17 protein-coding genes and 1 other RNA gene are annotated in these 26,401 nt (G+C 32.3%); 11 read left to right on the top strand and 7 right to left on the bottom strand.

Annotated elements, in window-relative coordinates; translation table 11 throughout:
- The first annotated feature begins 125 nt into the window (after positions 1 to 125).
- From aroC to ACJ6WR_RS19005, 3 genes are all read left to right on the top strand, one after another.
- Positions 126 to 1,184: a chorismate synthase gene (gene aroC, locus ACJ6WR_RS18995; RefSeq protein WP_039112770.1), complete on the top strand. Its 1,059-nt coding sequence runs from the start codon at positions 126 to 128 to the stop codon at positions 1,182 to 1,184.
- Between the two features lie 58 nt (positions 1,185 to 1,242).
- A complete protein-coding gene (locus tag ACJ6WR_RS19000; protein WP_039117399.1) occupies positions 1,243 to 2,535 on the top strand; it encodes a dicarboxylate/amino acid:cation symporter in 1,293 nt (430 codons plus the stop codon).
- 200 nt (positions 2,536 to 2,735) lie between these two features.
- Positions 2,736 to 4,919, top strand: coding sequence for a response regulator (locus tag ACJ6WR_RS19005; RefSeq protein ID WP_409416133.1), 2,184 nt, complete (start codon positions 2,736 to 2,738; stop codon positions 4,917 to 4,919).
- An 83-nt stretch (positions 4,920 to 5,002) separates the two neighbouring features.
- On the opposite strand, the gene ACJ6WR_RS19010 is transcribed toward ACJ6WR_RS19005, so the two are convergent.
- Positions 5,003 to 6,256 carry a DEAD/DEAH box helicase gene (locus tag ACJ6WR_RS19010; protein ID WP_039112767.1) on the bottom strand — a complete coding sequence of 418 codons (1,254 nt, stop codon included), beginning with the start codon at positions 6,254 to 6,256 and terminating at the stop codon, positions 5,003 to 5,005.
- Positions 6,257 to 6,343: 87 nt separating this feature from the next.
- Positions 6,344 to 7,405, bottom strand: a complete 1,062-nt coding sequence (locus ACJ6WR_RS19015) for a formimidoylglutamase (protein ID WP_086893911.1) — start codon at positions 7,403 to 7,405, stop codon at positions 6,344 to 6,346.
- Positions 7,406 to 7,500: 95 nt separating this feature from the next.
- Here ACJ6WR_RS19015 and ACJ6WR_RS19020 point away from each other — a divergent pair, with 95 nt between their 5' ends.
- Positions 7,501 to 8,379: a hypothetical protein gene (locus ACJ6WR_RS19020; protein WP_323490751.1), complete on the top strand. Its 879-nt coding sequence runs from the start codon at positions 7,501 to 7,503 to the stop codon at positions 8,377 to 8,379.
- A 616-nt stretch (positions 8,380 to 8,995) separates the two neighbouring features.
- Here ACJ6WR_RS19020 and hutI read toward each other — a convergent pair.
- Together hutI and ACJ6WR_RS19030 are read right to left on the bottom strand one after the other, a co-directional pair.
- Positions 8,996 to 10,234: an imidazolonepropionase gene (gene hutI, locus ACJ6WR_RS19025; protein WP_409416134.1), complete on the bottom strand. Its 1,239-nt coding sequence runs from the start codon at positions 10,232 to 10,234 to the stop codon at positions 8,996 to 8,998.
- A 154-nt stretch (positions 10,235 to 10,388) separates the two neighbouring features.
- Positions 10,389 to 11,444 (bottom strand): glutaminyl-peptide cyclotransferase, encoded by a 1,056-nt coding sequence (locus ACJ6WR_RS19030; RefSeq protein ID WP_409416135.1) that lies wholly within the window; start codon positions 11,442 to 11,444, stop codon positions 10,389 to 10,391.
- An 88-nt stretch (positions 11,445 to 11,532) separates the two neighbouring features.
- Between ACJ6WR_RS19030 and ffs the strand changes: the two genes are divergently transcribed.
- From ffs to ACJ6WR_RS19050, 4 genes are all read left to right on the top strand, one after another.
- Positions 11,533 to 11,630, top strand: an RNA gene (gene ffs / locus ACJ6WR_RS19035) — signal recognition particle sRNA small type.
- A 193-nt stretch (positions 11,631 to 11,823) separates the two neighbouring features.
- Positions 11,824 to 12,627 (top strand): SDR family oxidoreductase, encoded by an 804-nt coding sequence (locus tag ACJ6WR_RS19040; protein WP_086893909.1) that lies wholly within the window; start codon positions 11,824 to 11,826, stop codon positions 12,625 to 12,627.
- 144 nt (positions 12,628 to 12,771) lie between these two features.
- Positions 12,772 to 13,428, top strand: a complete 657-nt coding sequence (gene fsa / locus ACJ6WR_RS19045) for a fructose-6-phosphate aldolase (RefSeq protein WP_039112761.1) — start codon at positions 12,772 to 12,774, stop codon at positions 13,426 to 13,428.
- A 92-nt stretch (positions 13,429 to 13,520) separates the two neighbouring features.
- A complete protein-coding gene (locus ACJ6WR_RS19050; RefSeq protein ID WP_039112760.1) occupies positions 13,521 to 14,015 on the top strand; it encodes a hypothetical protein in 495 nt (164 codons plus the stop codon).
- Between the two features lie 186 nt (positions 14,016 to 14,201).
- Here the strand turns inward: ACJ6WR_RS19050 and ACJ6WR_RS19055 are convergent, their stop codons facing one another.
- From ACJ6WR_RS19055 to ACJ6WR_RS19065, 3 genes are all read right to left on the bottom strand, one after another.
- Positions 14,202 to 15,671: an MFS transporter gene (locus tag ACJ6WR_RS19055; RefSeq protein WP_039112759.1), complete on the bottom strand. Its 1,470-nt coding sequence runs from the start codon at positions 15,669 to 15,671 to the stop codon at positions 14,202 to 14,204.
- 178 nt (positions 15,672 to 15,849) lie between these two features.
- Complete coding sequence (locus ACJ6WR_RS19060; protein WP_039112758.1) at positions 15,850 to 16,551, bottom strand: LytR/AlgR family response regulator transcription factor; 702 nt, start codon at positions 16,549 to 16,551, stop codon at positions 15,850 to 15,852.
- Complete coding sequence (locus tag ACJ6WR_RS19065; RefSeq protein WP_240474703.1) at positions 16,541 to 17,575, bottom strand: sensor histidine kinase; 1,035 nt, start codon at positions 17,573 to 17,575, stop codon at positions 16,541 to 16,543. The genes ACJ6WR_RS19060 and ACJ6WR_RS19065 overlap by 11 nt, the downstream gene beginning before the upstream one ends.
- 443 nt (positions 17,576 to 18,018) lie before the next feature.
- Between ACJ6WR_RS19065 and ACJ6WR_RS19070 the strand changes: the two genes are divergently transcribed.
- The 3 genes from ACJ6WR_RS19070 (at position 18,019) to ACJ6WR_RS19080 (ending at position 26,401) form a co-directional block, all read left to right on the top strand.
- Complete coding sequence (locus ACJ6WR_RS19070) at positions 18,019 to 21,051, top strand: SusC/RagA family TonB-linked outer membrane protein (protein WP_409416136.1); 3,033 nt, start codon at positions 18,019 to 18,021, stop codon at positions 21,049 to 21,051.
- Between the two features lie 146 nt (positions 21,052 to 21,197).
- On the top strand, positions 21,198 to 22,787 hold the full coding sequence (locus ACJ6WR_RS19075; protein WP_409416137.1) for a RagB/SusD family nutrient uptake outer membrane protein: 1,590 nt from the start codon (positions 21,198 to 21,200) through the stop codon (positions 22,785 to 22,787).
- Between the two features lie 590 nt (positions 22,788 to 23,377).
- Complete coding sequence (locus tag ACJ6WR_RS19080; protein ID WP_039112755.1) at positions 23,378 to 26,401, top strand: SusC/RagA family TonB-linked outer membrane protein; 3,024 nt, start codon at positions 23,378 to 23,380, stop codon at positions 26,399 to 26,401.

Raw genomic sequence — 26,401 nt, forward strand, 5'->3', positions numbered from 1 at the left:
TTATCAATTGTTCTTCAATTTTAAGAAATCGTGATGATAATGCAAATTAACCTTTAGATAATAATACCAATTTAAAATTTTTTAATTTAATTCATAAAACTTACATTTGCTCAAAACTAATTACAATGGCGGGAAATAGCTACGGAACACTATTTAAAATTACAACATTTGGAGAATCGCATGGGGAAGCTTTAGGCGGAATTATTGATGGTTGTCCATCAGGAATAACATTAGATCTAGAAGCAATACAGTTTGAGATGTCAAGAAGAAAACCTGGACAATCTGCAATAGTAACCCAACGGAAGGAACCAGATGATGTACAATTTTTATCTGGAGTTTTTGAAGGAAAAACCACTGGTACTCCAATTGGTTTTATTATTCCGAATACAAATCAAAAATCAGACGATTATTCTCATATAAAAGATAATTACAGACCTAGTCATGCTGACTATGTTTATGATAAAAAATACGGTTTTCGTGATTATCGTGGAGGAGGTCGTAGCTCCGCCCGCGAAACTGCCAGTAGAGTTGTTGCTGGAGCGATTGCGAAACAAATGTTACCTACTATTAAAATCAATGCCTACGTTTCGTCTGTAGGACCAATTCATTTAAATACTCCTTATCAGGAATTAGATTTTTCTAAAACAGAAAGTAATCCTGTGCGTTGTCCGGATGAAGCTGCTGCAGCGACTATGGAAGAATATATTAGAGATATAAGAAAACAAGGTGATACTGTAGGTGGGGTTGTGTCTTGTGTGATTCAAAACGTGCCTGTAGGTTTAGGTGAGCCTGTTTTTGATAAATTGCATGCCGAATTAGGAAAAGCTATGCTTTCTATCAATGCTGTAAAAGGTTTTGAATATGGTAGTGGTTTTTCGGGTTCTGAAATGAAAGGAAGCGAGCATAACGATTTATATAATCCTGACGGAACTACTAAGACAAATCTTTCGGGAGGAATCCAGGGTGGAATTAGTAATGGAATGGATATCTATTTTAGAGTTGCCTTTAAACCTGTTGCAACAATTATGCAAACACAGGATTCATTAGATAACAAAGGAAATATTACTCCTATGACTGGTAAAGGACGTCATGACCCATGTGTTGTTCCTCGTGCTGTACCAATTGTAGAAGCTATGGCTGCAATAGTTCTTGCAGATTTTCATTTGATAAATAAAACATATTAGAGAGATACGTAAGACAGGCGAGCGTCTTATATTTAATTAATAATACAAAAAACACTTGATGAACAATAATACAGAAATCAAAAAAACATCTTTTTTCAGAGGCTTAACTGGGCAAATTCTTATTGCAATGTTTCTTGGTGCAACACTGGGTATTATATTGCATAATTATATTTCGCATGATGCGGCAGTAGAGTTTAGTAATAAGATAAAGATGCTAGCTACTATCTTTATTCGTTTGGTTCAAATGATTATTTCGCCTTTAGTATTTACCACTTTGGTAGTTGGTATTGCTAAATTGGGAGATATAAAAACAGTAGGTAGAATTGGAGGAAAAGCATTGGCTTGGTTTTTTACAGCCTCTTTTATATCATTATTGATTGGTTTGTTCTATATAAATATTTTGCAACCAGGAGTAGGTTTAAAATTAGACCACGTAGATATGTCGGCTGCAACTGAGGTAACAGGGAAAACGCAATCGTTGTCGTTTGAGAATTTTATTGCACATATTGTACCTAAGAGTATTTTTGAAGCAATGGCTACAAATGAGATTTTACAAATTGTAATATTCTCCATTTTCTTCGGATTAGCAGCAGCTTCATTAGGAACTAGTGTAAAACCGGTTATAAATGCGCTGGATAAAATGTCGCACATTGTTCTTAAAATGGTAAACTATGTAATGAACTTCGCTCCAATTGGGGTTTTCGGAGCCATTGCAGGTGTATTTGCTGTAAGAGATGCTGAAGAATTATTGATCACATATTTTAAATTTTTCGGTTCGTTTTTAATAGGGATTAGTACTTTATGGGTTGTTTTAATTATAGTAGGTTATATTTTCCTTAAAGGAAGAATGACTGAATTGTTAAGACGTATTATGGGACCTGTTGCTATTGCTTTTGGAACAACAAGTAGCGAGGCTGTGTTTCCTAAATTAACAGAAGAGTTGGAAGAATTTGGTGTAAAAGATAAAATTGTATCATTTATGTTGCCATTAGGTTATTCTTTTAATTTGGATGGTAGTATGATGTACATGACTTTTGCAAGTATTTTTATTGCACAGTTCTATGGTGTACATTTAGATATAGGAACTCAAATGGTAATGCTTTTGGTTTTAATGTTAACTAGTAAAGGTATTGCAGGTGTACCAAGAGCCAGTTTGGTTGTTGTTGCTGCAACCTGTGGTATGTTTGATATTCCTATTGAGGGTATTGCTATAATCTTGCCAATTGACCATTTTTGTGATATGTTCCGTAGTGCTACAAATGTATTAGGTAATGCACTTGCTACATCGGTAGTAGGAAAATGGGAAGCTGACAAAGAGATTAATTTTGATGCAGTAGATTCTAATAGTTAAGAGAGAAATTCTTAATAGTGAGATAGTTTAAAAAGAGTACTATTTGTAAGAGTAACTTGTATTCTTTTTTATTCAAAATATATTATAAGGAGTTGTATTTTATTTATAAAATACAACTCCTTTTTTGTTTTTAAATGTATATTTGATGAAACTATAGTTAATTTATGTTTAATATTCGGATTATTTTATCGCTATTTTTGATGATTTGTGTCACGAAGCCTGTAATTGCTAAGACAGAGTTGCCAACAGAACAAGATATCACAAGAACAGCTGATAAGGCACTAAAATATCTAAAAGAATCTGATTTTGAAAAATCATTAATTGTTTCCAGAATAGTTTTACAACAAGCATTAATAGCTAAAAATAATAACCTAATAGCTGTTTCATACAATATCATTGCTGCAAATTATAACGAGTTTTCGGAATTTGACAAAGCAATATTCTACTATAAAAAGGCATTATCCTTTGCCAATAAAACTACCAATAACATCTTAAAAAACAGAATAAACAATAACTTAGGTAATATGTATTGTTTTGAAAAAAAGCAATATGAAAAAGGAATAGAGTATTATAAAAAATCCCTTGATTACAGTAAGAAAGAGAAAGATAGCTCGCTTGTTTATTTGATTAACTTAAATATTACCTGGGCGTATTTTGATATTGGTGAGTTTTCATTGGCCTTGCCTTATTTTAAATATATAAATGAACATCATAGCAATCATCTTAACGAATCTACAATTGTAGCGTTTAATTTGCTTAACGGAATGTATTATTCTCATATCGAAGATAAAGCTAAAGCTGCCGCATATTTTATTCGGGCAATTAAAGAGGGGCAAGCAGGAATGGAAAAATCTGATTTATTGTATTCATATCTAGAATATTCTAAGTTTTTGAATAAAATAGGGGATCATAAACAAGCTTATCAAAATATTATTAAGCACAATGCGGTTAAGGAGAATCTTTATAACGAGCGTAAATTAAAAAGTGCTGAAAAGGCTGGTTTTAATCTAGAATTGGATGAGTATAAAAGACAAATTGGTAAAATTGAAATTGAAAAAGGTGTTCAGTATCAGGATTTAAGGAAGTCCAGAATTATCGTTTTGTTATTTGTTTTAACCTCTTGTATTTTTCTTATTCTGATAGTTACATTATATAAAAATGTTGTTTTTAAAAAGAGAACTAATGCACAGTTATTGTTTACAAATGAGGAATTAATAAAAGCTAAGGAACAGGCAGAAGAGGCTTCGGTTCTTAAAACTCAATTTATATCTACCATAAGTCACGAATTACGAACGCCCCTGTATGGTGTTGTAGGGATAACTAATATGCTGCTGGAGGAACATAAAGAATTAGCCAGAAGCCCACATTTAAGTTCTTTAAAATTCTCGGCTAGGTATTTATTGTCTCTGGTAAATGATATTCTTCAAATTAATAAAATAGAAGAAAATAAAGTTGTTCTGGAAAGTTTGACTTTTAATATATCTGATGAGATTAATATGATTAAGAACTCATTGTCTTTTTTATCACAAAAGAATAATAATCATATTACTGTAATTATCGATTCGGATATTCCTGAGTATTTAATTGGAGATAAATTAAGGCTTGCTCAGATATTAATGAACTTGGTAAGCAATGCCTTAAAATTCACTAAAAAAGGAGAGGTATTTATTATTGCAAATCTAGTTAAAGTTGCAGGAAAGGCACATTTTATAGAGTTTCAGGTAAAAGATACTGGAATGGGAATTGCCGTTGTTGATCAGGATAAGATTTTCGAAAAATTTGTTCAGGTAGGTCGTAACGAACAAGATTATCAAGGAACAGGTTTAGGGTTAACTATTGTAAAACGATTATTAGGATTGTTTGGTAGTTCAATCTCGCTAGAAAGTAATGTAGGGGAAGGAACTACATTTACATTTACTATAGCTTTTGAATATGATCCGGAGAAAACAAAAAGTATAATTAATGAAATTCAGGTTGATCTAACCTCTAATCAGGTGTTCAGGGTTTTGGTTGTTGAGGATAATCGAATAAACCAGCTTGTGACTAAAAAGATTATCGAAAAAAATAATTATAGCTGTACTGTTGTTGATGATGGGTTTGCAGCTTTGGAGATATTAGATACGGAATCTTTTGACGTTGTTTTAATGGATATTAATATGCCAATGATGAATGGATTCGAAACAACTAGAAAAATACGCTTAAAAGGCATAAAAACGCCTATTGTGGCATTAACTGCTTTTGATAAAGATGAGATTACCGATGAAGCTATTTCTGCAGGGATAAATGATATTATAATAAAGCCTTTTGAATCTGTAAAATTATTCAAAATTATAAATTGCCTTATTGTAGAAACAGAAAACGTTGGCTATAGTGCCAACGTTTGAATCTGATTGATTTTAAACACGAATTTCGCTAATTACTGATAATTATGAGTTCGGGTTTAACTCGGTATGTTTACGTGATAAGATTAATACCAACGTTTTTTGTTTTGTTTAGATGCGTCTGATTTTCTTGATTTGTGCGCTCCGCCACTTCGGTTTGAATTTTTAGGCTTTGCTGCCGCTGCCGCTTCAGGGCTTCCTGCATGCCATTGGTACGGATGATCACTTATCGTTTTTACATCAACTTTTATTAGTTTTTGTATATCTTTCCAATATCCATGTTCGTCTTTACTACAAAAAGAAATTGCAATTCCTCCGTTTCCTGCACGTCCCGTTCTACCAATTCGGTGTACATACGTTTCAGGAATGTTTGGTAAATCAAAATTAATAACAAATGGTAATTGATCAATATCAATACCACGTGCAGCAATATCTGTAGCTACAAGAACTCCAACTTCTTTGTTCTTAAAGGCATCAAGAACACGTTGTCTTGCATTTTGAGATTTATCACCGTGAATTGCTTCGGCAGCGATATTGTTTTTTCTAAGTGCTTTTACAACATTATCGGCTCCATGTTTTGTTCTTGAAAAAACCAAAACATTCGATAAATCTTCATTTTTTATCAAATGATATAAAAGATTTCTTTTTTCTGTTTTTTCAACAAAATAAACACGTTGTTCTACATTTTCGGCTGTAGATGATACTGGCGAAACTTCAACTTTTGCTGGATCTTGTAAGAACATCTCAGCTAGTTCACGAATTGCAATTGGCATTGTAGCCGAGAACAATAAGGTTTGTCTGTTTTTTGGAGTAAGTTTTACAATCTTTTTTACATCGTTTATAAAACCCATATCCAGCATTTGATCTGCTTCATCTAATACTAAAACATGTAAATGATCTAAATCTATAAATCCTTGTTTTTGTAAGTCAAGTAATCTTCCTGGTGTTGCCACAAGAATATCTACACCTTTTTTAAGGGTATCTACTTGCGGATTTTGTGATACTCCACCAAATATTGTAAGTTGAGTTAAGTTGGTATATTTTGCATAAGTTTCAAAACTTTGCCCAATTTGTACCGCTAATTCTCTTGTAGGTGTAACTATAAGTGCACGGATTACTTTGGCTTTTTTAGATGAACCTACAATTCTGTGTAATTGATGTATGATAGGAATAGCAAATGCTCCAGTTTTTCCAGTACCTGTTTGGGCACACCCAATTAAATCTCTTCCAGCTAGTACAATCGGAATAGATTGTTCTTGGATAGGAGTAGGGTTTGTATAGCCTTCTTCAAATACGGCTTTTTGTATACTTTTAGAAAGTGATAAGTCTTCGAATAACATATTTTCGGTATTAAGAATTTAGTTTTAAGTACTAAAATTCTGTGCAAAGATAGGTTTATTCGCTTAATCGTTTATTTGAATATGCGTTTATTTAGTTATTGAGCTTTTTATTTCGATTTTTTCAAAGTTCGATTTTATAAAATCTGTAACTAAATAGCCTATCAATTTTCCAATTAAATGATTGTTTTTTTCTTCGCCTAAATCTGGTGCTCCTTCGCAAATATGCAAATAAGCTGCATTTTTATGTTGTCCAAAATAAGATACAAACTGGCGTAGTTCTTCAATCGAAAATCCACTTAAGGTCATAGCGCTACTTGCAATATTTGGAATTGCGTCCAAATCGATTTCGATTCCGAAGATATCTGTTTTAACAAAATCTAAAGCAAATTGCATTTCGGCATTAAAATCTTTTTCTTTTCTAATTTTTACGCTGTCGTACGTATTGTAACGAACTCGGTCTTCAATTTTTTTAATAATATCGAGTACACTTTTGGAGGTGTAATTTTCGTGTAATCCAAATATGAAGTATTTTTTTAAGAAACCTTCTTCGTAAGCGTATGAAAAACCATTTCCGCTATGTCTTCCTTCCAGAATTCTGAAATCTGAATGCGCATCAAAGTTTACTGCATTTATAGGTTTTCCATGAGCAAGTGCTGTTCCTTTTATATTTCCGTAGGCATTATTATGACCTCCGCCTATGATAATTGGGATTTTTCCTGCTTTGATAACGTTAAATATAATATGCGAAACTTCTTTGTCTACACGCTCTACCAACTGGCTAAGTTTTGATCGGTCGTCGATGTCGTTAAAGTCAAGATGTTCTACTTCTTTCATCTCTTGTTTTACATCAATTTGACCTAAAACTACAATGTGATTTCCTTTGCAAAAACGGTTGTGTTGGATGTTTGCAATACTCTTTATGGCACTATCCCAAGCAGACGCAGCCCCAGGTCTTCCGTAGTTGGCGCGTATTCCAATGTCTTCTGGAATTCCTAAAAGGACATACTTAGCTTCACAATTTTTAAGAAAATCAATTGTGTCAGCACCTTTGGGAACTATTATCATTTTTTCGCCAAATTTTATTTCGCCACTTCTGTGATTTGTAACTTTAGCTAAGTCGTTAATAGTAAAAGGGATTAGTTTTTCCATAAAAAAAATATATTTTCCAAAAATAATATATTTGTAGCAACTTACGTTATTAGCTTATATTAATTATTAAATTTGTTTACAAAAATTATTTAAATATGGAAAATCAAAAGAACAACAACTCAAGTCTAAAAGCAGTAATAGCAGTTTTAGCAATTTTATTAGTAGGTAGTTTAGTGTATATATTTAAAATGACATCAGACACTGATGCTGTTAAAACTGAACTTACTTCTACATTAACAGAAAAAGAGTCTGTAATGAAAGATTTACAGGAATTAAAAGCAACTTATGATGCTGCAATTGCTGAGAATACATCTATGTCTGATGAGTTAATTCAGGAAAGAGACAAAGTAGTTACTTTAATGGATGATTTGAATAAAACAAAAGGGGACGTATCTAAATTTAAAACTCAAGTTCAGGCTATGCAAGGTAAAATGAAAGTTTTAGTTGCAGAAAACGATGAGTTGAAAAAACAAAATGGAGTGTTAACAGTTCAACGTGATAGCACAATTGTTGTTTTAGGAGAATCTAAAAAATTCAACGAAGTATTAGTTGGTCAAAATGAAGAATTGGCTAAAACTGTTGAAAAAGGATCGAAATTATCTATCCTTAATACAAAAACTGCAGCTTACAAATTAAGAAGCTCAGGAAAACAAATTGAAACTGATAAAGCTAGTAGAGCTGATGTATTAAAAATTAGTTTTACAATTGCTGAAAATCAAATTGCTAAATCTGGAGATAAAACGTATTATGTACAAGTTATCGATAGTAAAAACAATGTCTTAGGAGATAAAAAAACAGAATCTTTTGGAGATAAATCGTTAGTTTATAGCTTTGTTACAAAAGTTCAGTATGAAAACAAATCAGTAAATGTTTCTGAAGATTTACCTGGTAAAGATTTTGAAAAAGGAACTTACTTTATCAACGTTTTTGATAATGACGAGTTGGTTTCTAAAACAAGCTTTACTTTAAGATAAAAAAGTACTTAATAATATTAAAAGGGCAGTAAAACATAGTTTTGCTGCCCTTTTTTTTGGTTTATTTATCTGGATTTTCGTTTTTTATTCTGACTATCTTCTAGTTTTTTTAATGCTTTTTCTTGTTTCTTCGCCTTTAAATCTTTTGAAGGTGCTTTCATATTGTTAACCTTAGCCATGATCTTATTTTTTTTTAAAATTATTTAAATAGTATAAAATAGCCTTGATCCTAAAATTTATAGATATAAATAAAACTTTATATAGCGAGTAACATTATCCAAAATTGTATTGGAAATGGGATTGTAAAAAATAAAGTTTATAGGATGTATTAAGCACACTCGCGGATGCTTAATAATTCGGGAAGATTTTTTGTTTAAATGAATTTGTAAACGTTATAGGAACGTTTGTGTTAGGGACCCAGTTTATGCTAGTATTGAAACCTTTTTGTTTCAAACTAAATTTGCATAAATCTAAAATGAGGCCTAATGTATTCATGAATAAAAAACTCTTATTTTAAAAAGATGAAGATAGTAACTTATTTAGGGATTACCTAATTTAAGTAGCTATTTTAGAGTCTTTTAAAATAAGAGTTTGTATTTTTTAGTTTTCGATTTTATTATTCGAAAATTTCACCTTCGATAAAAACGCTTTCTATTAAATTAGTACCAAAAGCATAAGGTAATTGGTAATAGGAGGTAATAGGTTTAGTTAGTATAAAGTTAGCTTTTTTTCCTACTGTTATACTACCGTGGGTATCTGAAACTCCCATTGCATAAGCTCCATTTACTGTAGCTGCATTAATTGCTTCTTCGGGAGTCATTTTCATCTTGATACATGCTGTTGCAACGACAAAATTCATGTTTCCGGATGGAGTAGAGCCTGGGTTGTAATCTGTAGCTAATGCAATTGGTAATCCTGCTTTTATCATTTCTCTTGCTGGTGTATATGGAATACTCAGAAAATAAGAACACGATGGCAGAGCTACAGGCATCGTTTCGGTGTTTTTTAATGCCTGAATGTCTTCTGGGTTCATTATTTCGAGATGATCCACAGAAAGGGCTTTGTATTTAACGCTTGCTTGTATACCGCCTATAGAATTAAACTGGTTGACATGGATTTTTGGTATTAATCCGTTTTGGATACCTGCCTCCATAATTTGCTCTGTTTCTTCGACAGAGAAGTAACCCGTTTCGCAAAATACATCTACGTAATCTGCTAGCTTGTTTTTGGCAATTTCAGGGAGCATTTTGTAGATAATCTCATCGATGTATCCTTTTTTGTTTTCCTTAAATTCTAAAGGGAATGCATGTGCGCCAAGAAAAGTTGCTTTTATAGTTACTGGGTAATTTTCGGCAAGTTTTTTTATGACTCTTAGCATTTTTAATTCGCCGTCTACAGTAAGTCCATAACCTGATTTTATTTCGACAGCTCCAGTTCCTAAACGCATAACTTCTTCTAGTCTGGCTTTGGATTGGTTGTATATTTCTTCTTCGGAGGTTTCGTTAAGCTTTTTTGCAGAATTTAGAATTCCACCACCGCGATTAGCGATTTCCTCGTAAGAAAGTCCATTTATTCTATCTACAAATTCTTGTTCTCTGTTGCCAGCATATACAATATGTGTATGGCTGTCGCACCAAGAGGGAAGAATCATTTTTCTAGTTGCATCAATAGTTGAATCGGCTTTTATTTCAGGAATGTTTTCCATTGAACCAAATCCTGCAATTAGATTGTCTTTTATAAATAAATAAGCATTCTTGATGGTTGGAAGTATTGCCATTTCGGCTCCGGAAACTTTAGAAATTGGAGTTTCCCGAACCTGTATAAGCTCTTTTATGTTTGTAATTAAAGTAATCATTGTATAAATTTAGTTTAAAAAAGGATACTGATTGTTTTATAGTATTGAAATAAAACACAAATTTACTTCGTCAGTTCGCCCTACGGTCTCGTGTCACAAATTAACACTAATCGATTCGTGAAAATTTGTGAAATTCGAATATTGTCTTTGTATGTTATTCAGAAACGGTTATTTCAAACATTTTGTCCCAGTTTTTACCTGTTACAAATATTGTTTTTGTCTTTGGGTTGTAAGCAATTCCGTTTAAAACATCATCGATTGTTATGCTAGGAGCTAGTTGCTTGCGTAATCCTGACATGTTTAGGATTCCTTCGACTGCACCAGTTGTTTGGTTTACCACTGCAATTGCATCTTTTTGGAATACGTTTACATAGAATTTCCCGTTGATTAATTCTAATTCGTTTATAGCTTTGATTTTTGAGCTTCCTGAATATACATTGATATAATCAATCATTTTTTGAGTTTCAGGATCCATTTTCCAAATCTTTTCGGTTCCATCACCTTGATAAATGTATTTTCCGTCATTTGTCATTCCCCAACCTTCGATTTCTTTATCGTAGGTAAAAGTTTTTTCAAGTTTTAATGTATTGATATCATATATAAAACCTGTTTTTTCTTGCCAGGATAATTGGTATAGTTTGTTGTTGATAATAGTAATTCCTTCTCCGAAGTATTTATTATCAAGTGTGATTTCTTTATATACTTTACCAGTTTTGTAATCGTATTTTCTAAAGTACGAATCTCCTTTTTGTCCTGTGCTTTCATAAAGAGTATCTCTGAAAAACTCTAAGCCTTCTGTAAAAGCTTTGGTGTCGTGAGGATATGTGTTTACGATTTTATATTTCAATAATTTAGGTTGAATATCCGAAACTAATTCAATTCTTGAGGTTGCTTCAGCATTTTCTCCGTCGTAATAAACCAATGCTTTTAGTTTTTGGTATCCTAGTTTTTGATCTTTTAATTCAAAATTTAATTTGTTTAAACCTTTTACTGCGCCAACTTTTGTATCGTTAACAAAGTACACAATGCTGTCGATTTGTTTCGAATTTGGGTTTGAAATACCTAAAGAAATAGACTGATTTGTTAAAAAATGGGCAGGAAAATTAGAATCATCAAAAGAAAATATAGAATTTTCATCTTTTTTTGTCTCTTTACAACCAACCAGTGTGATTCCTAATAAAATGAAAGTTAAGAAGTTATGTTTTTTCATAGTCTAAAATTTGAAGTAGCCAATATACAATGTTATTTTTATAGGCACAAAGCTCTTGCAAAAATATAAAAAGATTGTATATTTGCACCGGCAAGTCCTACACGATCTGCTCCTGCAGACTCCCCCAGGATGGGAACATAGCAAGGGTAAGTGGTTGAGCGATGCGATGTAGGTCGCTTGCCTTTTTTTAGTCTCCCGATGTTTCGGGATTTTTTTTTAGAATAAATTTAAAAGTAGTCTTCCTTCGGGAGGATTTTTTTATTTTTGGACCTGTCTGAAGTTAGAAGTCATATGTGGGATGTTAGAAGTTTTCTTTAACATCGTATTTTAGGCATAGGCACTTACTTTTAACTATAACATTTAACATCTAATCTAAATCATGAGTAAAGTTATTTTAATTACCGGAGGATCCTCAGGGATTGGAAAATCTATTGGAGAATTTTTGCATAACAAAGGATTTGTAGTGTATGGAACTAGTAGAACTCCTGAGAAGGTTTTAAATTCTGTTTTTCCTTTAGTTGCTTTAGATGTTCGTGATGTAGAGTCGATTAAGGCTGCGGTTGCTAAAATTATAAAAACTACAGGGCGTCTTGATGTTGTTATTAATAATGCTGGTGTAGGGATTACTGGTCCTCTGGAAGAAATTCCGACAGAGGAAATCAAGAATAATTTTGAAACTAACTTTTTTGGTCCAATCGAGGTAATGAAAGCTGTTTTGCCACAAATGCGTGAGCAGAAGTCAGGTTTGATCATTAATATTACTTCTATTGCTGGTTATATGGGGTTGCCTTATCGAAGTGTATATTCGGCTTCGAAAGGAGCTTTGGAGTTAATTACGGAAGCTTTGCGTATGGAGGTTAAGTCTTTTGGGATTAATATTACCAATGTTGCACCAGGTGATTTTGCTACTAATATTGCTGCAGGGCGTTATCATGCACCTGTAATAAAGGGTTCGGCTTACGAGACTGTGTATGGACGTACGCTTGAAACGATGAATGAGCATGTAGATGCGGGTGGAAATCCTAATGAAATGGCTGAAGCTATTTATAAAATTATGCAAACTAAAGAGCCTAAAGGACATTATAAAGTTGGGGCTTTTATGCAGAAATTCTCAATTGTTTTGAAACGTATTCTTCCTGATAAAGTTTATGAAAAGATGTTAATGAATCATTATAAGTTGTAATTTTGCAGCGATTTTTCATTTTGCGTGAGGGGATGAAATGGAAATCCTTTTATTTTTTTCTTTAAAAAATAAAAGATTGTAATGTAAAACCCGTTCGCCGCGGCGAACACGCCCTATTTAGGAACACAATTAAATATAATACATATGAAATTTTTTATTGACACAGCTAATTTAGCTCAAATTAAAGAAGCACAAGCTTTAGGTGTTTTAGACGGGGTTACTACTAATCCATCATTGATGGCAAAAGAAGGAATTACTGGAAAAAACAACATTTTGAAACATTACGTTGATATTTGTAATCTTGTTGAAGGTGATGTTAGTGCCGAAGTTAATGCTTTGGATTATGACGGAATGATTAAAGAAGGTGAAGAATTGGCTGATTTACACGAGCAAATCGTAGTTAAATTGCCAATGACGAAAGAAGGTGTTATGGCTGCGAAATATTTCTCGGATAAAGGAATTAAAACAAACGTAACTTTAGTATTCTCTGCTGGACAAGCTTTATTGGCTGCTAAAGCTGGAGCAACTTATGTTTCTCCTTTTATTGGTCGTTTGGATGATGTTTCTACAGATGGTTTAGCGCTTATAGAAGAGATTAGATTGATTTATGATAACTATGGTTATGAAACTGAAATCTTAGCTGCTTCTGTACGTCATACTATGCATATTGTAAACTGTGCAAAAATTGGTGCTGATGTTATGACTGGACCTCTTTCTGCAATTTATGGTTTATTAAAACACCCATTAACAGATATCGGATTGGCGCAGTTTGTTGCTGATTTTGAAAAAGGAAATAAGTAATTTTTCTTAAAATTTATTTTAAAACGCCATGTTTGTCAAAAACATGGCGTTTTTTTTATATTTTTATGTATCTCAAAATTAACTATCTACATATGAAAAAGCTACTAATTGCATTTGCGTTTACAATAGTTGGATTGTCGGTTACTGCGCAAGCCAAAGTAATAAAAGGAATTAATGATGCTGGTGACGTGGCTACATTTGAACTGGATTGTTCAAAAAGCTTTCAGGTTCTTGATAAAGGATTGCGTTATACAATTGTACGACATGAGTTTAAAGGTGCGGAAATGAAAAACAGCTACCGCGTTATGTTGGTTATGGATGGTTTTTATACTACAACATTAAATAATTCGATGACAATTTCGGCAGTATTTGGTGATGGAAGTATTGTTAAAACTCAAAAAATTATTGAAGATGATGGTTATTTTGATGGTGCTTGTACCTTGAAGTTAAAAGAACCGAGAAAGCTTTTGGATCTGGATATAAAGCAAATTATAGTGCATGCTAACAAAGATGTGGTGTATACTATTCCTGAAAAGAATAAGGTGATTTTTAAAAAGAATTTGGAGAATATCCTTAATGCTAAATGATTATATTATCATGTGGTATGCTATTTAACCGTAAAGGGTGCAAAGTCGAAAACCACAAAGTCCGCAAAGCTTGATTATTAAGTTTTGCGGACTTTGTGGTTAAATCTAATTCCTAATGGAAAGTTGTAAAGCATAAAAAAGTCCCATTTTGCAATGGGACTTTTTCTATTTTAATACGGTGGGTTTTTAATGACCTCGTCCTCCGCTTTGAGTATGATTAATTCCTTGTCTCTTTAGTATTTTAGGACAATAATAACCGTAGAATCCTAAATATGCAAAACCAAGTAGCGGAACGATATAAGAAAAGTGTGTCCATGTAATACCAAATATTCCTTCTGGGCTAGTAAGGTCGATATCGCAAATACTTCCTTGAATCAAAGGAATTACTCCTCCTCCAAGAATCATCATGATTAAGAATGAAGATGCTTTTCCGGTGTTTTTTCCTAAACCAGCAATAGCTAAATCAAATATAGATGGCCACATGATAGATAAGAATAAACCTCCAGAGATAAAGAAGAATTTAGCAATTGATGGATCTGGACAAATTAATCCGGCAACCATCATTAATAAACCTGAAATTCCGAAAAGCATTAAAGTTTTTCCAGCATTTTTACCACCTACAAAACTTACTGCTATGAATAATAAAATCCAGATTGGGTAAATGTAGAATGAAGAAACGTCATGTGCTGCAAAAATATTAGCTCCAATAATTACTCCAAAGGCGATAGCTGGAACAATGAATTTTAAGGCTGTATTTACTAACGTAGAAGTGTTGAAAACGTTTACTCCACCATTCCAACGTCCGATCATTAAACTTCCCCAATAAAGAGCGATAAATGGGGCGATAGCATCTTCTAGAATATTACCAAATTCGGCAGTATGTAGTAAAGCTGGTAAATTACTAATAATTGTTACTTCTGTTCCTACGTATATAAAGATTCCTAACATTCCCAAATATAGTTGTGGGTAGTCTGAAATGTTGAATTTTTCGTGTGCTACTTTAACTACTTCTTCCTCTTCTTTTGCAGGATCTTCAATTTTAGAGAAGTTCATGAAAATGGCTACTACAATAAAAGCAAGACCAAGAATGATGAAAGGTAGTTTGATGTCTTCTAATGAAAGAGAAGTATTTTTATTATCTCCCATTCCGAACAAAGCGATCCCTAATAAAATAGCTCCAATTGTTGTTCCGAAAGAGTTGATACCTCCTGCTAAAGTTAAACGGTGAGCCCCTGTTTGTGGGCTTCCCATTTTAATAGCTAAAGGATTGGCTACAATTTGTTGAATCGAAAATCCTAAACCTACAGTAAATAAAGCGGTTAAGAAGAAAGGGAAGCTTTCCATAGTTGCAGCGGGAACAAATAGAAACGAACCTACAGCAGAAAGAATTAAACCAGCAGAAAGTGTTTTTTTGTATCCAAATTTTTGCAGTACATCCATTTTTAAAGATACTAAGAAGAAAATCATAGATCCTACGAAGTAAGCTGCATAAAATGCCCAAGCAACTAATTGTGATTGTACCTGAGATAAAGTGAAAACTTTTTTGAATACTGGAATTAGGATGTCATTGGCAGATCCAACAAAGCCCCAAAAAAAGAAAACTATTATCAAGGAGATAAATTGTCCCCATTTTGTTTGTACATTTTCTGAACTCATAATGTTATAAGGTTAATTTTATTTGTTTTTATTTGTTTTTTGATGAGCGTAAATATATTTGTAAACTCGTTTAAAAAAAAATAAAACAGAACAAATAATGTTAAATTTATACCAACGGTATGATTTATTCAACAAAGTGTTATTTTTTGGAGAGGTAAAATCGATGATTTTGAGGAGGTTATTCTAGTATTTTACTTTTTACATCTTTGCTATAATTCCTACCTATTGGTAAAGTGAAAGATTGGATTTGTATGCGATTTCCTTCAATAGATTTGACTTTATTCACTGCAATTAAGTAAGATTTGTGAATACGCATAAATCTATCGGCCGGTAACTCATCTGATAATGCGGTTAATGACTTATGTGTAATGTACGTTTTATCAAGGGTTACTACCTTGATGTATTCTTTCATTCCTTCTACAAATAAAATTTCATCGATATTTATCTTGATCATTTTCTTATCTACTTTGATAAAAAGATGAGGCTCGACACGATGATTTTCGACTTTGATATTGTTCTTTAAATTGAACTCTGTCGTAATTTTATTGATACATTTTATAAATCGAGGAAGGGGGATAGGTTTTACTAAATAATCTAAAACTTCAAGATCATAACTTTCGGCTGCAAATTCTCTAAAAGCGGTAGTAATGATAACTTTGGTTTTGTTTTCTATTAAACTAATGAGTTCAAAACCAGTCATCATGGGCATGTTAATGTCCAGGAAAACGGCATCTACACTGTTGTTGTTTATAAAGTCCAGTGCTTCTAGCGCATTAACAAATGTACCGGTAATTTCAAAATCGGTAAAATTTGTAAAGTAGTTTTGTAGAACTTTGATTGCTAATGGTTCATCATCAATCAATACGCATTTAATTTTCATTATTAATAGGTATTTGCAAGCGAATTATGTAGTAATTAAATTTAGTTTTATATTCTAAATTGTAATTATTCTTATAAATTAGTTTTAATCTCTTTTGGGTATTGACTAAGCCAATTCCTCTTTTTGTCTTAAAATTCTGTGAATGTACAAAATTATTTAATACTTCAAAATCGAGTGTTTTGTTATCAATGATTTTGCAGTTTACTTTTATTTTTAAATTTGGGTTATTAAGTCCACCATGTTTAAAGGCGTTTTCTATTAAGGAGATGAAGATTAAAGGCGGTACCTCGACATCGTCTATATCTGACTCTAAATTAATACTAACTTCTACATTTTGAAATCGTAGTTTTTCTATCTCAATATAGTTATGAATATAGTCTATTTCCTGAATTAATTTAACAGATTTTGTTCCTTTTATGTCATATAAAACATATTCCATTAATTTGGAAAGTTTGATAATCACATCTGGAACTTTGTCTGAAGATTCCAGTGATAATGCATATAGATTATTTAGAGTGTTAAAGAAAAAATGAGGTTGTATCTGATTTTCAAGATATTTTAATTTAATCTTAAACTGGTTTTCTCTCAAGGATCGGTTTCTTTCTCTTTCTCGTAGCCATGTAAGTGTCAGGTAAACAGATGATGCCATTGCTAATACGTATAATTCACCAATACATACAGCAACGATATGATTTATCTCGAATGGTTTGTATTCGCGATTTGCCTCTGGCCAAATGTTTTGGGATATTAAGTAATAGGTAAGTGCGGTTTTTACTAAATAAATTACAAATAGACTCGCTATAAGACTAAAAGTATAGGTGATGTATTTAGATTTTAAAACGTACCGTGGTACTAAAACAAATAGGTTAAAATATACTAATGGTATATGTAATGAGAATTCAATAAGATTTGATTTAAATGAATATTGATAGTTATTGAAGTAAGCTCCCCATCTTAAGAAATTCAATATAAAATAAACTCCCCAAAACCAAAGATGATTTTGAAGTTTAATATCGAATTTCATTTTACTGATTCTATTCAATTAGTAGGAGGTTTTGGTTGGGTTAGGTAATTAGTAAAATATTATTTTGCAACTTTAATCAATTAGTTAATGAAAACACAATTTTTTTGAATAAAAATTTGAAAAATATCTTAAAACATGAAATATTTAGTCTAGACAACGTTTTCGTAAAATGCATAATTGATTGTTTCCTAGATATACTGGCTTATTTGCTCAGTTTTATTTTTAAATGTGTAATAATTTGTTAAAAAACCCGTATTTATGACTTAAGTTTAGTTTAAAACTTAAAATATTGAATTATTGGTATGTAGAAAACGTTTTCGTTTAGCATATTATAGATTGTTTAATGTCGTTTGTTTATGGTTTTTTGTTGTTGGTATAAAATATTTTTTTTAACAATTCTTTAAGAATAATTTTATCCCATAACTAACAAAAATTTTATAAACATGAAAAAAATTTTCTTAATCTTTATGATTGCTTTTACGGTGCAGGTTTCGCTTGCTCAGGTAAAAAATGTCAAAGGTGTGATTACAGATTCTGATGGATTGCCGTTGCCAGGAGCTTCAGTTGCAGTTCAAGGAGGACAAAAAGGTACAGTTACCGATTTTGATGGTGTATTTTCTATTGAAGCTCAAAAAGGGCAAACTTTAGTTTTTAGCTATGTAGGATTGGAAACGCAAAATGTTGTTGTTGGAGATGCTGCCACTGTTAACGTAAAGTTAAAGAACGCTGCTTCGAATGCATTGAATGAAGTTGTTGTAACCTCATTAGGTATCAAGAAGGCTAAGAAGTCTTTAACTTATGCCGCACAAGAGGTAAAGGGTGAAGAAATGACTCGTGTAAAAGATGCGAATCTTATTAATAGTTTATCAGGAAAAGTATCTGGTTTAGTTGTGGGTAGAAGTGCTTCTGGTTCTGGAGGTTCTGTTAAAGTAACTATCCGTGGTAATTCATCAATCTCAAACAACCAACCATTGTATGTTGTTGATGGAATTCCTTTATTGAACTCTTCTACTGCGCAAGGAAATGATGTTTTTGGAGATAAAGCGGGTGGTAACAGAGATGGTGGAGATGCTGTGTCTATGATGAATCCTGAGGATATCGAGTCTATGACGGTACTAAAAGGAGCTTCTGCAGCTGCTTTATACGGTAGTCAGGGAGCAAATGGAGTTATTCTTGTAACTACTAAAAGAGGTAAAGTTGGAACTGTTACTGCAAATTATACTTCAAGTCTTTTTGTAGACAATGTGATATCGCTACCTAAATTTCAAACATCTTATGGATCTGTTGCCGAAAGTGCAAAAACTTGGGGAGCTGCTAAAGAGTCTCCTGAGCATGTAGATAATTTTTTCAATACAGGGATGACTTTTATAAACTCTGTTGGAATTAATAGCGGAAGTGAAAAAGCTACTACAAGTCTTACTTATGCAAATACTAACATTGCTGGTGTTATGCCAACAAATGAATTGAAGAAAAATAATATTGGTATTCGCCAAAGTGTAAAATTGTTTGAAGATAGAGTAAATGTAGATGCTGCTTTCTCTTTTGCAGATCAGAAAATTACTAACAAGCCAACGAATGCTTTGTATTATAATCCTCTTACTGGGGTGTACTTGTTTCCAAGAGGGAATGATTTTAATTACTACAAAGAAAACATTGAGGTATTTGATCCTATCAGAAATTTAAATACTCAAAATTGGGCTAGTGCTACTACAGATATTATTCAAAATCCATATTGGATTCAGAATAGAAACGTAACTACTGATATTAACCAATCTTTTATTGGTTCTATCGCATTATCTTACAAGGCTAATGAGTGGTTAAGTTTTAAAACCAGAGGTGGTTACAATAAAATGTACAGTAAATATGATAAGAAAGTTTATGCAGGAACTAATACAACTTTAGCTGCAACTACTGGTAGATATATTTTATCAAACAGTGAAAGTTCTCAATTATACGGAGATTTTATTGGTACGGTAAATACAAAATTTAGTAGTGATTTTAGTTTTAATGCTATTTTAGGAGCAAGTATTACTAAATCAACAGTTAATAATACAGTAACTAATGACTCGGGTGTAAAAGGATTGATAAATGCAAACTGGTTTAACATCAATAACTTTGTTGCAACTTCAGGAAACAGTCAAACTATTGGGGCAGAAAAAGAAGTGCAATCTGTATTTGGTAGTGCTACTTTTGGTTATAAGGATATGCTTTTCTTAGATGTTACAGGAAGAAATGACTGGTCATCTACATTGGTTAATACTGAAAGTTTAGGATTCTTTTATCCATCTGTGGGTGTTACTGCTATTGTAAGCCAGGTGGTTAAGTTGCCAGAAGCAATAAGCTATGGAAAAGTAAGAGCATCGTTTGCTCAGGTAGGTAATGATATTACTCCTTATTTAACTTCGCCTGAAAATAGTCTTTCTTTTGGAGGTGTGATTAGCCCAGTAACAGGTCCAAGACCTGGGACTTCTTTGAAACCTGAAAAACAAAACTCATTTGAGATTGGTACAGAGTGGAGATTTGTTAATAATAGATTTGGACTTGATTTTACGTATTATCAAAATGAAACAAAAAATCAGTTAGTAACTATACCAGCTCCATTAACAAATCCTTTCGGTTATACTAATTATGCTTTTAATGCAGGTAGTATCGAAAATAAAGGTTTTGAGATTACTGTATCTGCAAAAGCAATTGTTACCGATAAATTTTCTTGGGATATAGCTCTTAATTATGCTTCAAACAAAAACTTAGTAAAATCTTTGGGTGAAGAATTTAAAGATACTGGAGTTCTTTTAACAAATGGTGATCCAAATAGTTATAGATACCGTTTAATTGAAGGAAAACCATTTGGTATTATCGAAGGAAAAAATATTGTAAAAAATGATCAAGGACAAATTCTACTTGATGATAAAGGGAAGATCCAAAAAACAGACTGGGTACAAATGGGAACTTCAAATCCTGATTTTATGTTGGGATTCTCTAATACATTTAAATATGAGAAGTTTTTCTTAAATGTACTTATCGATGGAAGATTTGGTGGAAATGTGATGAGTTTAACTGAAGCTATGTTGGATAGTTATGGTGTTTCTAAAAAATCAGGAGATGCCAGAGCTGCAGGTGGAGTTGCTATAAATGCTGTAAATGCAGATGGTACTAAATATACTGGTTTATATGATACTGAAACATATTATGGTGTTGTAGGAGATAGAAGTGGAGCTACTGGAGAGTATATGTACAAAGCTACAAATGTAAGATTAGGAGAACTTTCTTTTGGATATACTTTTGATTTTAGTAAAGAAACTATTTTTAAAACTGTGAATCTTTCTCTTGTTGGGAAAAACTTATTTTTCTTTTACAAAGATGCTCCGTTTGATCCAAACGTAACTTTAAGTACTGGTGAAGGATTGCAAGGTATTGATATTTTTGGTGCTCCATCTACTAGAAGTATTGGTGTGAACTTGAATTTAACATTCTAAGAATGTTTTCTTATAAAGGATAAAACCTTTTGATTTATGATGTTTTAATTGTTTGGGCTGAAGATGGAAATGAAATAGTTAATGAGGTCTAATATGCTTAATCATAAATTGATGAAAATAATTTAATCAACAATAAAATTTTACAAATGAAAAATAAATTATTAATTTTAGGTGCAGTCCTGGCTTTTTCTTTTGGAGGCTGTACAAGTAATTTTGACGATGTCAATTCTAATGATACTGCTCTTTCAGATAAAGATTTAGAACAAGACTTTAACAATGTAAAGGCACCTCTTAGAGCGATGCAAAGAGCCATGTATATTTTGGTCGAAGATGACTGGAGAGGTCAGATACAGTTTAATCTAAATGCAGATATTTTTTCTGGATATATGGCAACTCCTACTGCTTTTGAGGGTAATAACAACAATTCTACTTATGTTCTTCTTGACGGATGGAATAGTGCAGAATGGGAGAATGCCTATAGAAGAGAAATGGTTAATGCACTTAAGGTAGAGCGATTGGTTAAGGAAAAAGGTCCTAAGTATTATGCATGGGCTTTGATCTTAAAAGTATATGCAATGCATAAAGTAACGGATTATCATGGACCAATAGTTTATTCAGCTTTTGGATCAGAGGCTGCGACAGTACCTTATGATTCTCAAAAAGCAGTTTATGACCAGTTTTTTACAGAGTTAAAAACGGCTGTAGATATTTTGACACCTTTTGCAACTGCTGATGTAAAAAGTACCTTTTTCGTAGATGCAAAAGATGGAACAGACGGAACAACTGCAAAAGGAGTAGTTGTAAATTGGATTAAATTTGCCAATTCATTACGTCTTCGTTTAGCAATGAGAATTTCGAATATTGACCCAGCAAAGGCGAAAGCAGAAGCAGAAGGAGCTGTTAAAGGATTTGGTACTATTAATTCAAACGCTGAGAACGTATTTTATTTAGCAGATCATCCAGTTAAAACATACTCTGACGAGTGGAAAGACATTAAAGCTGGAGCAGCCCTTACTTCTATGATGAATGGGTATGATGATCCAAGAAGAGGTCGTTATTTTACAAAGACAGCTACTGGAACATATCAAGGAATAAGAATGGGATCTCTTGTTAATGATGATTATAAAACTGCAAAAGAAAAACAGTTTTCCAGAATTGGTGATATAGTACTAAGTAGTGGGCAAATTCCTTGGTTTACTGCTGCTGAAGCTAGTTTCCTAAAAGCTGAAGGAGCTATAAAAGGATGGGATATGGGAGGCGGTACTGCTCAATCTTTCTATGAGGATGGTATTAGTTTATCTTTCGCACAGAACGGTGCAGGTATTGCAACTAGCTACATTAATAATGATGTATTATTACCAGAAAACTTTGTAGATCCTTTAAATGCAGCTAATAATATTGTTGCTCAAAATCTTGTTACTGTTAAATGGTCTGATGCTGCATCTAACGAAGTTAAGCTTCAAAAGATTATTACTCAAAAATGGATTGCAGGTTTCCCTGATGGTCAAGAGGGATGGGCTGAAACTAGAAGAACAGGTTACCCTAAATTATTTTTACCTACAAATAACTTTTCTTCGGGTAAAATTCCAGACGGAACTTTCGTAAGGAGATTAAACTTCCCAGTTCAAGAGAAAAATTCTAATCCAGCAGGATATGCACAAGGAGTTCAAGAACTTGGTGGTGCTGATAATGGAGGAACTAGACTTTGGTGGGATACAGGAGTTAATAAATTCTAATCAAAACAAAAACAAATTTTTAAAAAAGAGTGTAAAGGGCATAAGTAGTGAAAATTACTTATGCCTTTTTTAAACACGCATGTCTTTATAATAAATAGTATAAAAAAATATAAAATGAAAAGTGCTATAGAAATTAAACCTAGAATCTTTAGTAATAAGAAGTTTAATCTTGGGGTATTTTTTTCATGAGTTTTTATGTTAAAAGAGTTTATAGAACTTGCATTTAACGTGTTTTAATCGGATACAAGATTGAAAATAGTATAAAATCAGATTGTAATTTAATGTGAGTTAATCTCTTGGTAACTCCTTATTTTATTGATTTAGTATTAATTAGCAGTGAATTTTAAGATGTGATAAAAAAGTTTTTTATGACTTTAAATGATTAGTTAATGAAATCAACTTTTTTTTACATTAAGCTTTAAAAAAAATACAAAATACATCATAATACATACAAGGAAAACGTTTTCGTATAACGTATTATTGATTATTTTATGTCGTTTGTTTAAAGTTTGTTGTTGTTGGTATAATTTATTTTTATTAACAATCTCTTAAGAATAAATTTACACCATAACTAACAAAAATAAATAAACATGAAAAAAATTTTCTTAATCTTTATGATTGTTTTTACGGCGCAGGTTTCGCTTGCACAAGTAAAAAATATTAAAGGTGTGATTACAGATTCTGATGGAATGCCGTTGCCAGGGGCTTCCGTTGCAGTGCAAGGGGGACAAAAAGGGACTGTTACTGATTTTGATGGTGTTTTCACTATTGATGCTCAGAAAGGCCAAACTTTGGTTTTTACTTATGTAGGTTTAGAAACACAAAATATTGTAGTTGGTGATGCTACTACAATTAATGTTCAGTTAAAGAATGCAGCTTCTAATGCTTTGAATGAAGTTGTTGTAACTTCATTGGGTATAAAAAAAGCAAAAAAATCTTTAACTTATTCTACTCAGGAACTAAAAGCTGAGGAGTTAACCAGAGTAAGAGATGTTAACGTTATTAATACTATTGCTGGTAAAATAGCGGGTGTTGCAGTTACTAAAAGTTCAGGAGGTACAGGAGGTTCTACTAAAGTGTTAATTAGAGGGAATTCTTCATTTACTAATACACAACCTCTTTATGTAATAGACGGTATTCCATTGTCTAATGCAGGTGGAGGACAGCCAAATGATGCTTTTGGAGATACTGCGGGTGGTAATAAAGATGGAGGAGATGTTGTTTCGCTTATTAATCCTGACGATTACGAAGGTATGACAGTTCTTAAGGGAGCTGCAGCATCAGTATTATATGGTAGCCAAGGTGCAAATGGAGTAATATTGCTTTCTTCTAAAAAAGCTAAAATTGGAAAAGAAGTATTTACAGCTAATTCTGTAACTACATTCGAAACAGCTGCTTATTTACCAAAATTTCAAACAGATTATGTAGCAGCTCCAGGATCAACTTTAACTTGGGGTGCAGCTGGAAAAACTGATGATCATGTGAAAGACTTTTTTGAAACAGGAGTTACTCAAATTACATCATTTGGTTTTAGTAAAGGGACTGATGGTGCATCTACATCTCTTACTTATTCAAATACTACCGCTTCTGGTGTAATGCCAGGAAACAATCTTAGAAAGAATAATTTTGGTATTCGCCAAACTTCATCATTTTTTGATAATAGATTAAATGTTGCAGTAACTGGTAACTATATTGTACAAAATGTAGATAATAGACCTATCAATGGATTATATTTTAATCCTTTAACAAGTGTTTATGAACATCCAAGAGGGACAAATTTTAATGATTTAAAGACATTTGAGGTTTATGACCCAGTAAGAAACCTTATGGCGCAAAATTATCCTTTTCAGATTTCAGAATATTATCAAAATCCTTATTGGTTAATTAATAGAAATAAGTCAGAGGATGTTAGTAATTTCTTTAATGGATCTATTGCTTTGGATTATGAAATTAAAAAATGGTTTCATTTAACTTCAAGATTCAGTTATAATCGTTCAGAGAATGGTTTTGAGAAAAAAATGTTTGCAACGTCAAATACTGCACTTGTTCCTATAACAGGAAGGTATATTAACACGAATGTAACAACAACACAAACATATGCTGATTTGTTAGGTAAAATAGATACACGTTTTTCTGAAAGTATTTCGTTCAATTCTACATTTGGGATTAGTCTTAATAATTCTAAATCAAATGGATATGTTTTAGATTCAGGTCGTGGAGAAGGATTATCTAAAGCAAACTGGTTTACACTAGGAAACTTTACAGATAATTTCTTAAACGCACAAAACGGGTCTAGTAGAGAAGTACAATCAGTTTTTGCTACAACTACTTTTGGATATAAAGATTATTTATATTTAGACTTAGCTGCAAGAAACGACTGGTCATCTACTTTAGTAAATACAGATAATTTAGGTTTCTTTTATCCATCAGTTGGTTTAAGTGCTATTTTAAGTGAAATGACAACATTACCTAGCTTTATAAACTTTGGTAAGGTGCGTGCTACTTATGCTCAAGTTGGTAATGATATTCCTGCTACTTTAACTGTTCCGTTTTATTCAGTAATTGGAGGTGTTGTAACTATACCAAGAGTTGGACCTAGAGCAGGTGAAACTTTAAAACCAGAATTAAAATCTGAAATTGAACTAGGTACAGAATGGAGAATGTTTAATAATAGATTAGGATTTGAGTTATCATATTACAAATCAAAAACTAAAAATCAATTAATACAAGTTCCTGCAGAAACTTCAAGTGGACAGTCATTTAGTAACTTCGCACTTAATGCAGGAGAAATTCAAAACGAAGGTTTTGAGGTTGTTTTAAATGCAGGAATCGTTAGAGCTGATAAATTTTCTTGGGATGCAACAGTAAATTATTCTCAAAATAAAAATTTAGTTAAAGATATACCGACTGAGGGAGGTCAAATTATCTTAACTCCTTCTGGAAATAATACTTACAGATATTCTATAATAGAAGGTAGACCTTTTGGTGTAATTGAAGGAATTAACTTAAAAAAAGATGCACAAGGTAGAATATTGATTAATGCTGACGGAACTGTACAAAGAAATCCTGGTTTTGAGGAAGTTGGTAATGCAAACCCTGATTTTATGCTAGGTCTTTCAAATACATTTAAATATGGTCCATTTACTGCAAGTATATTAATTGATGGTCGTTTTGGAGGGGATGTTTTAAGCTTAACAGAATCAATAAATGATTACAATGGAGTTTCAAAAGCAACAGGAGATGCTAGAAATGCTGGAGGTGTTAAAGTTAATGGTGTTAACGCTGTAACAGGTGCGCCTATTACTACAATGGATGCACAAGCTTATTATACTAATATTGCCGGTAGAAACGGAGCTACAGGTGAATATGTATATGATGCTACAAATGTGAGTGTTAGAGAGGTTTCTATAGGTTATACTTTTAATCCTAAATCACTTCCATTTTTACAATCAGCAAGTGTTTCATTGATTGCGAGAAATTTATTTTTTATTTATAAAGATGCACCTTTTGATCCAAATATTGCATTAAGTACTGGTCAAGGTTTACAAGGTGTAGATATTTATGGCTTGCCATCTACAAGAAGTATAGGTCTTAATTTAAATTTCACTTTCTAA

This window comes from Flavobacterium sp. PS2 (assembly GCF_046250155.1).
Classification (GTDB): domain Bacteria; phylum Bacteroidota; class Bacteroidia; order Flavobacteriales; family Flavobacteriaceae; genus Flavobacterium.

Bases quoted from the DNA above. Each gene is read 5' to 3' on its own strand.
- ACJ6WR_RS19000 (WP_039117399.1), top strand. From the start codon at position 1,243: ATGAACAATAATACAGAAATCAAAAAAACATCTTTTTTCAGAGGCTTA.
- ACJ6WR_RS19040 (WP_086893909.1), top strand. From the start codon at position 11,824: ATGAGTAAAGTTATTTTAATTACCGGAGGATCCTCAGGGATTGGAAAA.
- ACJ6WR_RS19075 (WP_409416137.1), top strand. From the start codon at position 21,198: ATGAAAAATAAATTATTAATTTTAGGTGCAGTCCTGGCTTTTTCTTTT.
- ACJ6WR_RS19065 (WP_240474703.1), bottom strand. From the start codon at position 17,575: ATGAAATTCGATATTAAACTTCAAAATCATCTTTGGTTTTGGGGAGTT.
- aroC (WP_039112770.1), top strand. From the start codon at position 126: ATGGCGGGAAATAGCTACGGAACACTATTTAAAATTACAACATTTGGA.
- ACJ6WR_RS19005 (WP_409416133.1), top strand. From the start codon at position 2,736: ATGATTTGTGTCACGAAGCCTGTAATTGCTAAGACAGAGTTGCCAACA.
- fsa (WP_039112761.1), top strand. From the start codon at position 12,772: ATGAAATTTTTTATTGACACAGCTAATTTAGCTCAAATTAAAGAAGCA.
- ACJ6WR_RS19015 (WP_086893911.1), bottom strand. From the start codon at position 7,405: ATGGAAAAACTAATCCCTTTTACTATTAACGACTTAGCTAAAGTTACA.
- ACJ6WR_RS19010 (WP_039112767.1), bottom strand. From the start codon at position 6,256: ATGTTATTCGAAGACTTATCACTTTCTAAAAGTATACAAAAAGCCGTA.
- ACJ6WR_RS19020 (WP_323490751.1), top strand. From the start codon at position 7,501: ATGGAAAATCAAAAGAACAACAACTCAAGTCTAAAAGCAGTAATAGCA.
- hutI (WP_409416134.1), bottom strand. From the start codon at position 10,234: ATGATTACTTTAATTACAAACATAAAAGAGCTTATACAGGTTCGGGAA.
- ACJ6WR_RS19050 (WP_039112760.1), top strand. From the start codon at position 13,521: ATGAAAAAGCTACTAATTGCATTTGCGTTTACAATAGTTGGATTGTCG.
- ACJ6WR_RS19060 (WP_039112758.1), bottom strand. From the start codon at position 16,551: ATGAAAATTAAATGCGTATTGATTGATGATGAACCATTAGCAATCAAA.
- ACJ6WR_RS19055 (WP_039112759.1), bottom strand. From the start codon at position 15,671: ATGAGTTCAGAAAATGTACAAACAAAATGGGGACAATTTATCTCCTTG.
- ACJ6WR_RS19080 (WP_039112755.1), top strand. From the start codon at position 23,378: ATGAAAAAAATTTTCTTAATCTTTATGATTGTTTTTACGGCGCAGGTT.
- ACJ6WR_RS19070 (WP_409416136.1), top strand. From the start codon at position 18,019: ATGAAAAAAATTTTCTTAATCTTTATGATTGCTTTTACGGTGCAGGTT.
- ACJ6WR_RS19030 (WP_409416135.1), bottom strand. From the start codon at position 11,444: ATGAAAAAACATAACTTCTTAACTTTCATTTTATTAGGAATCACACTG.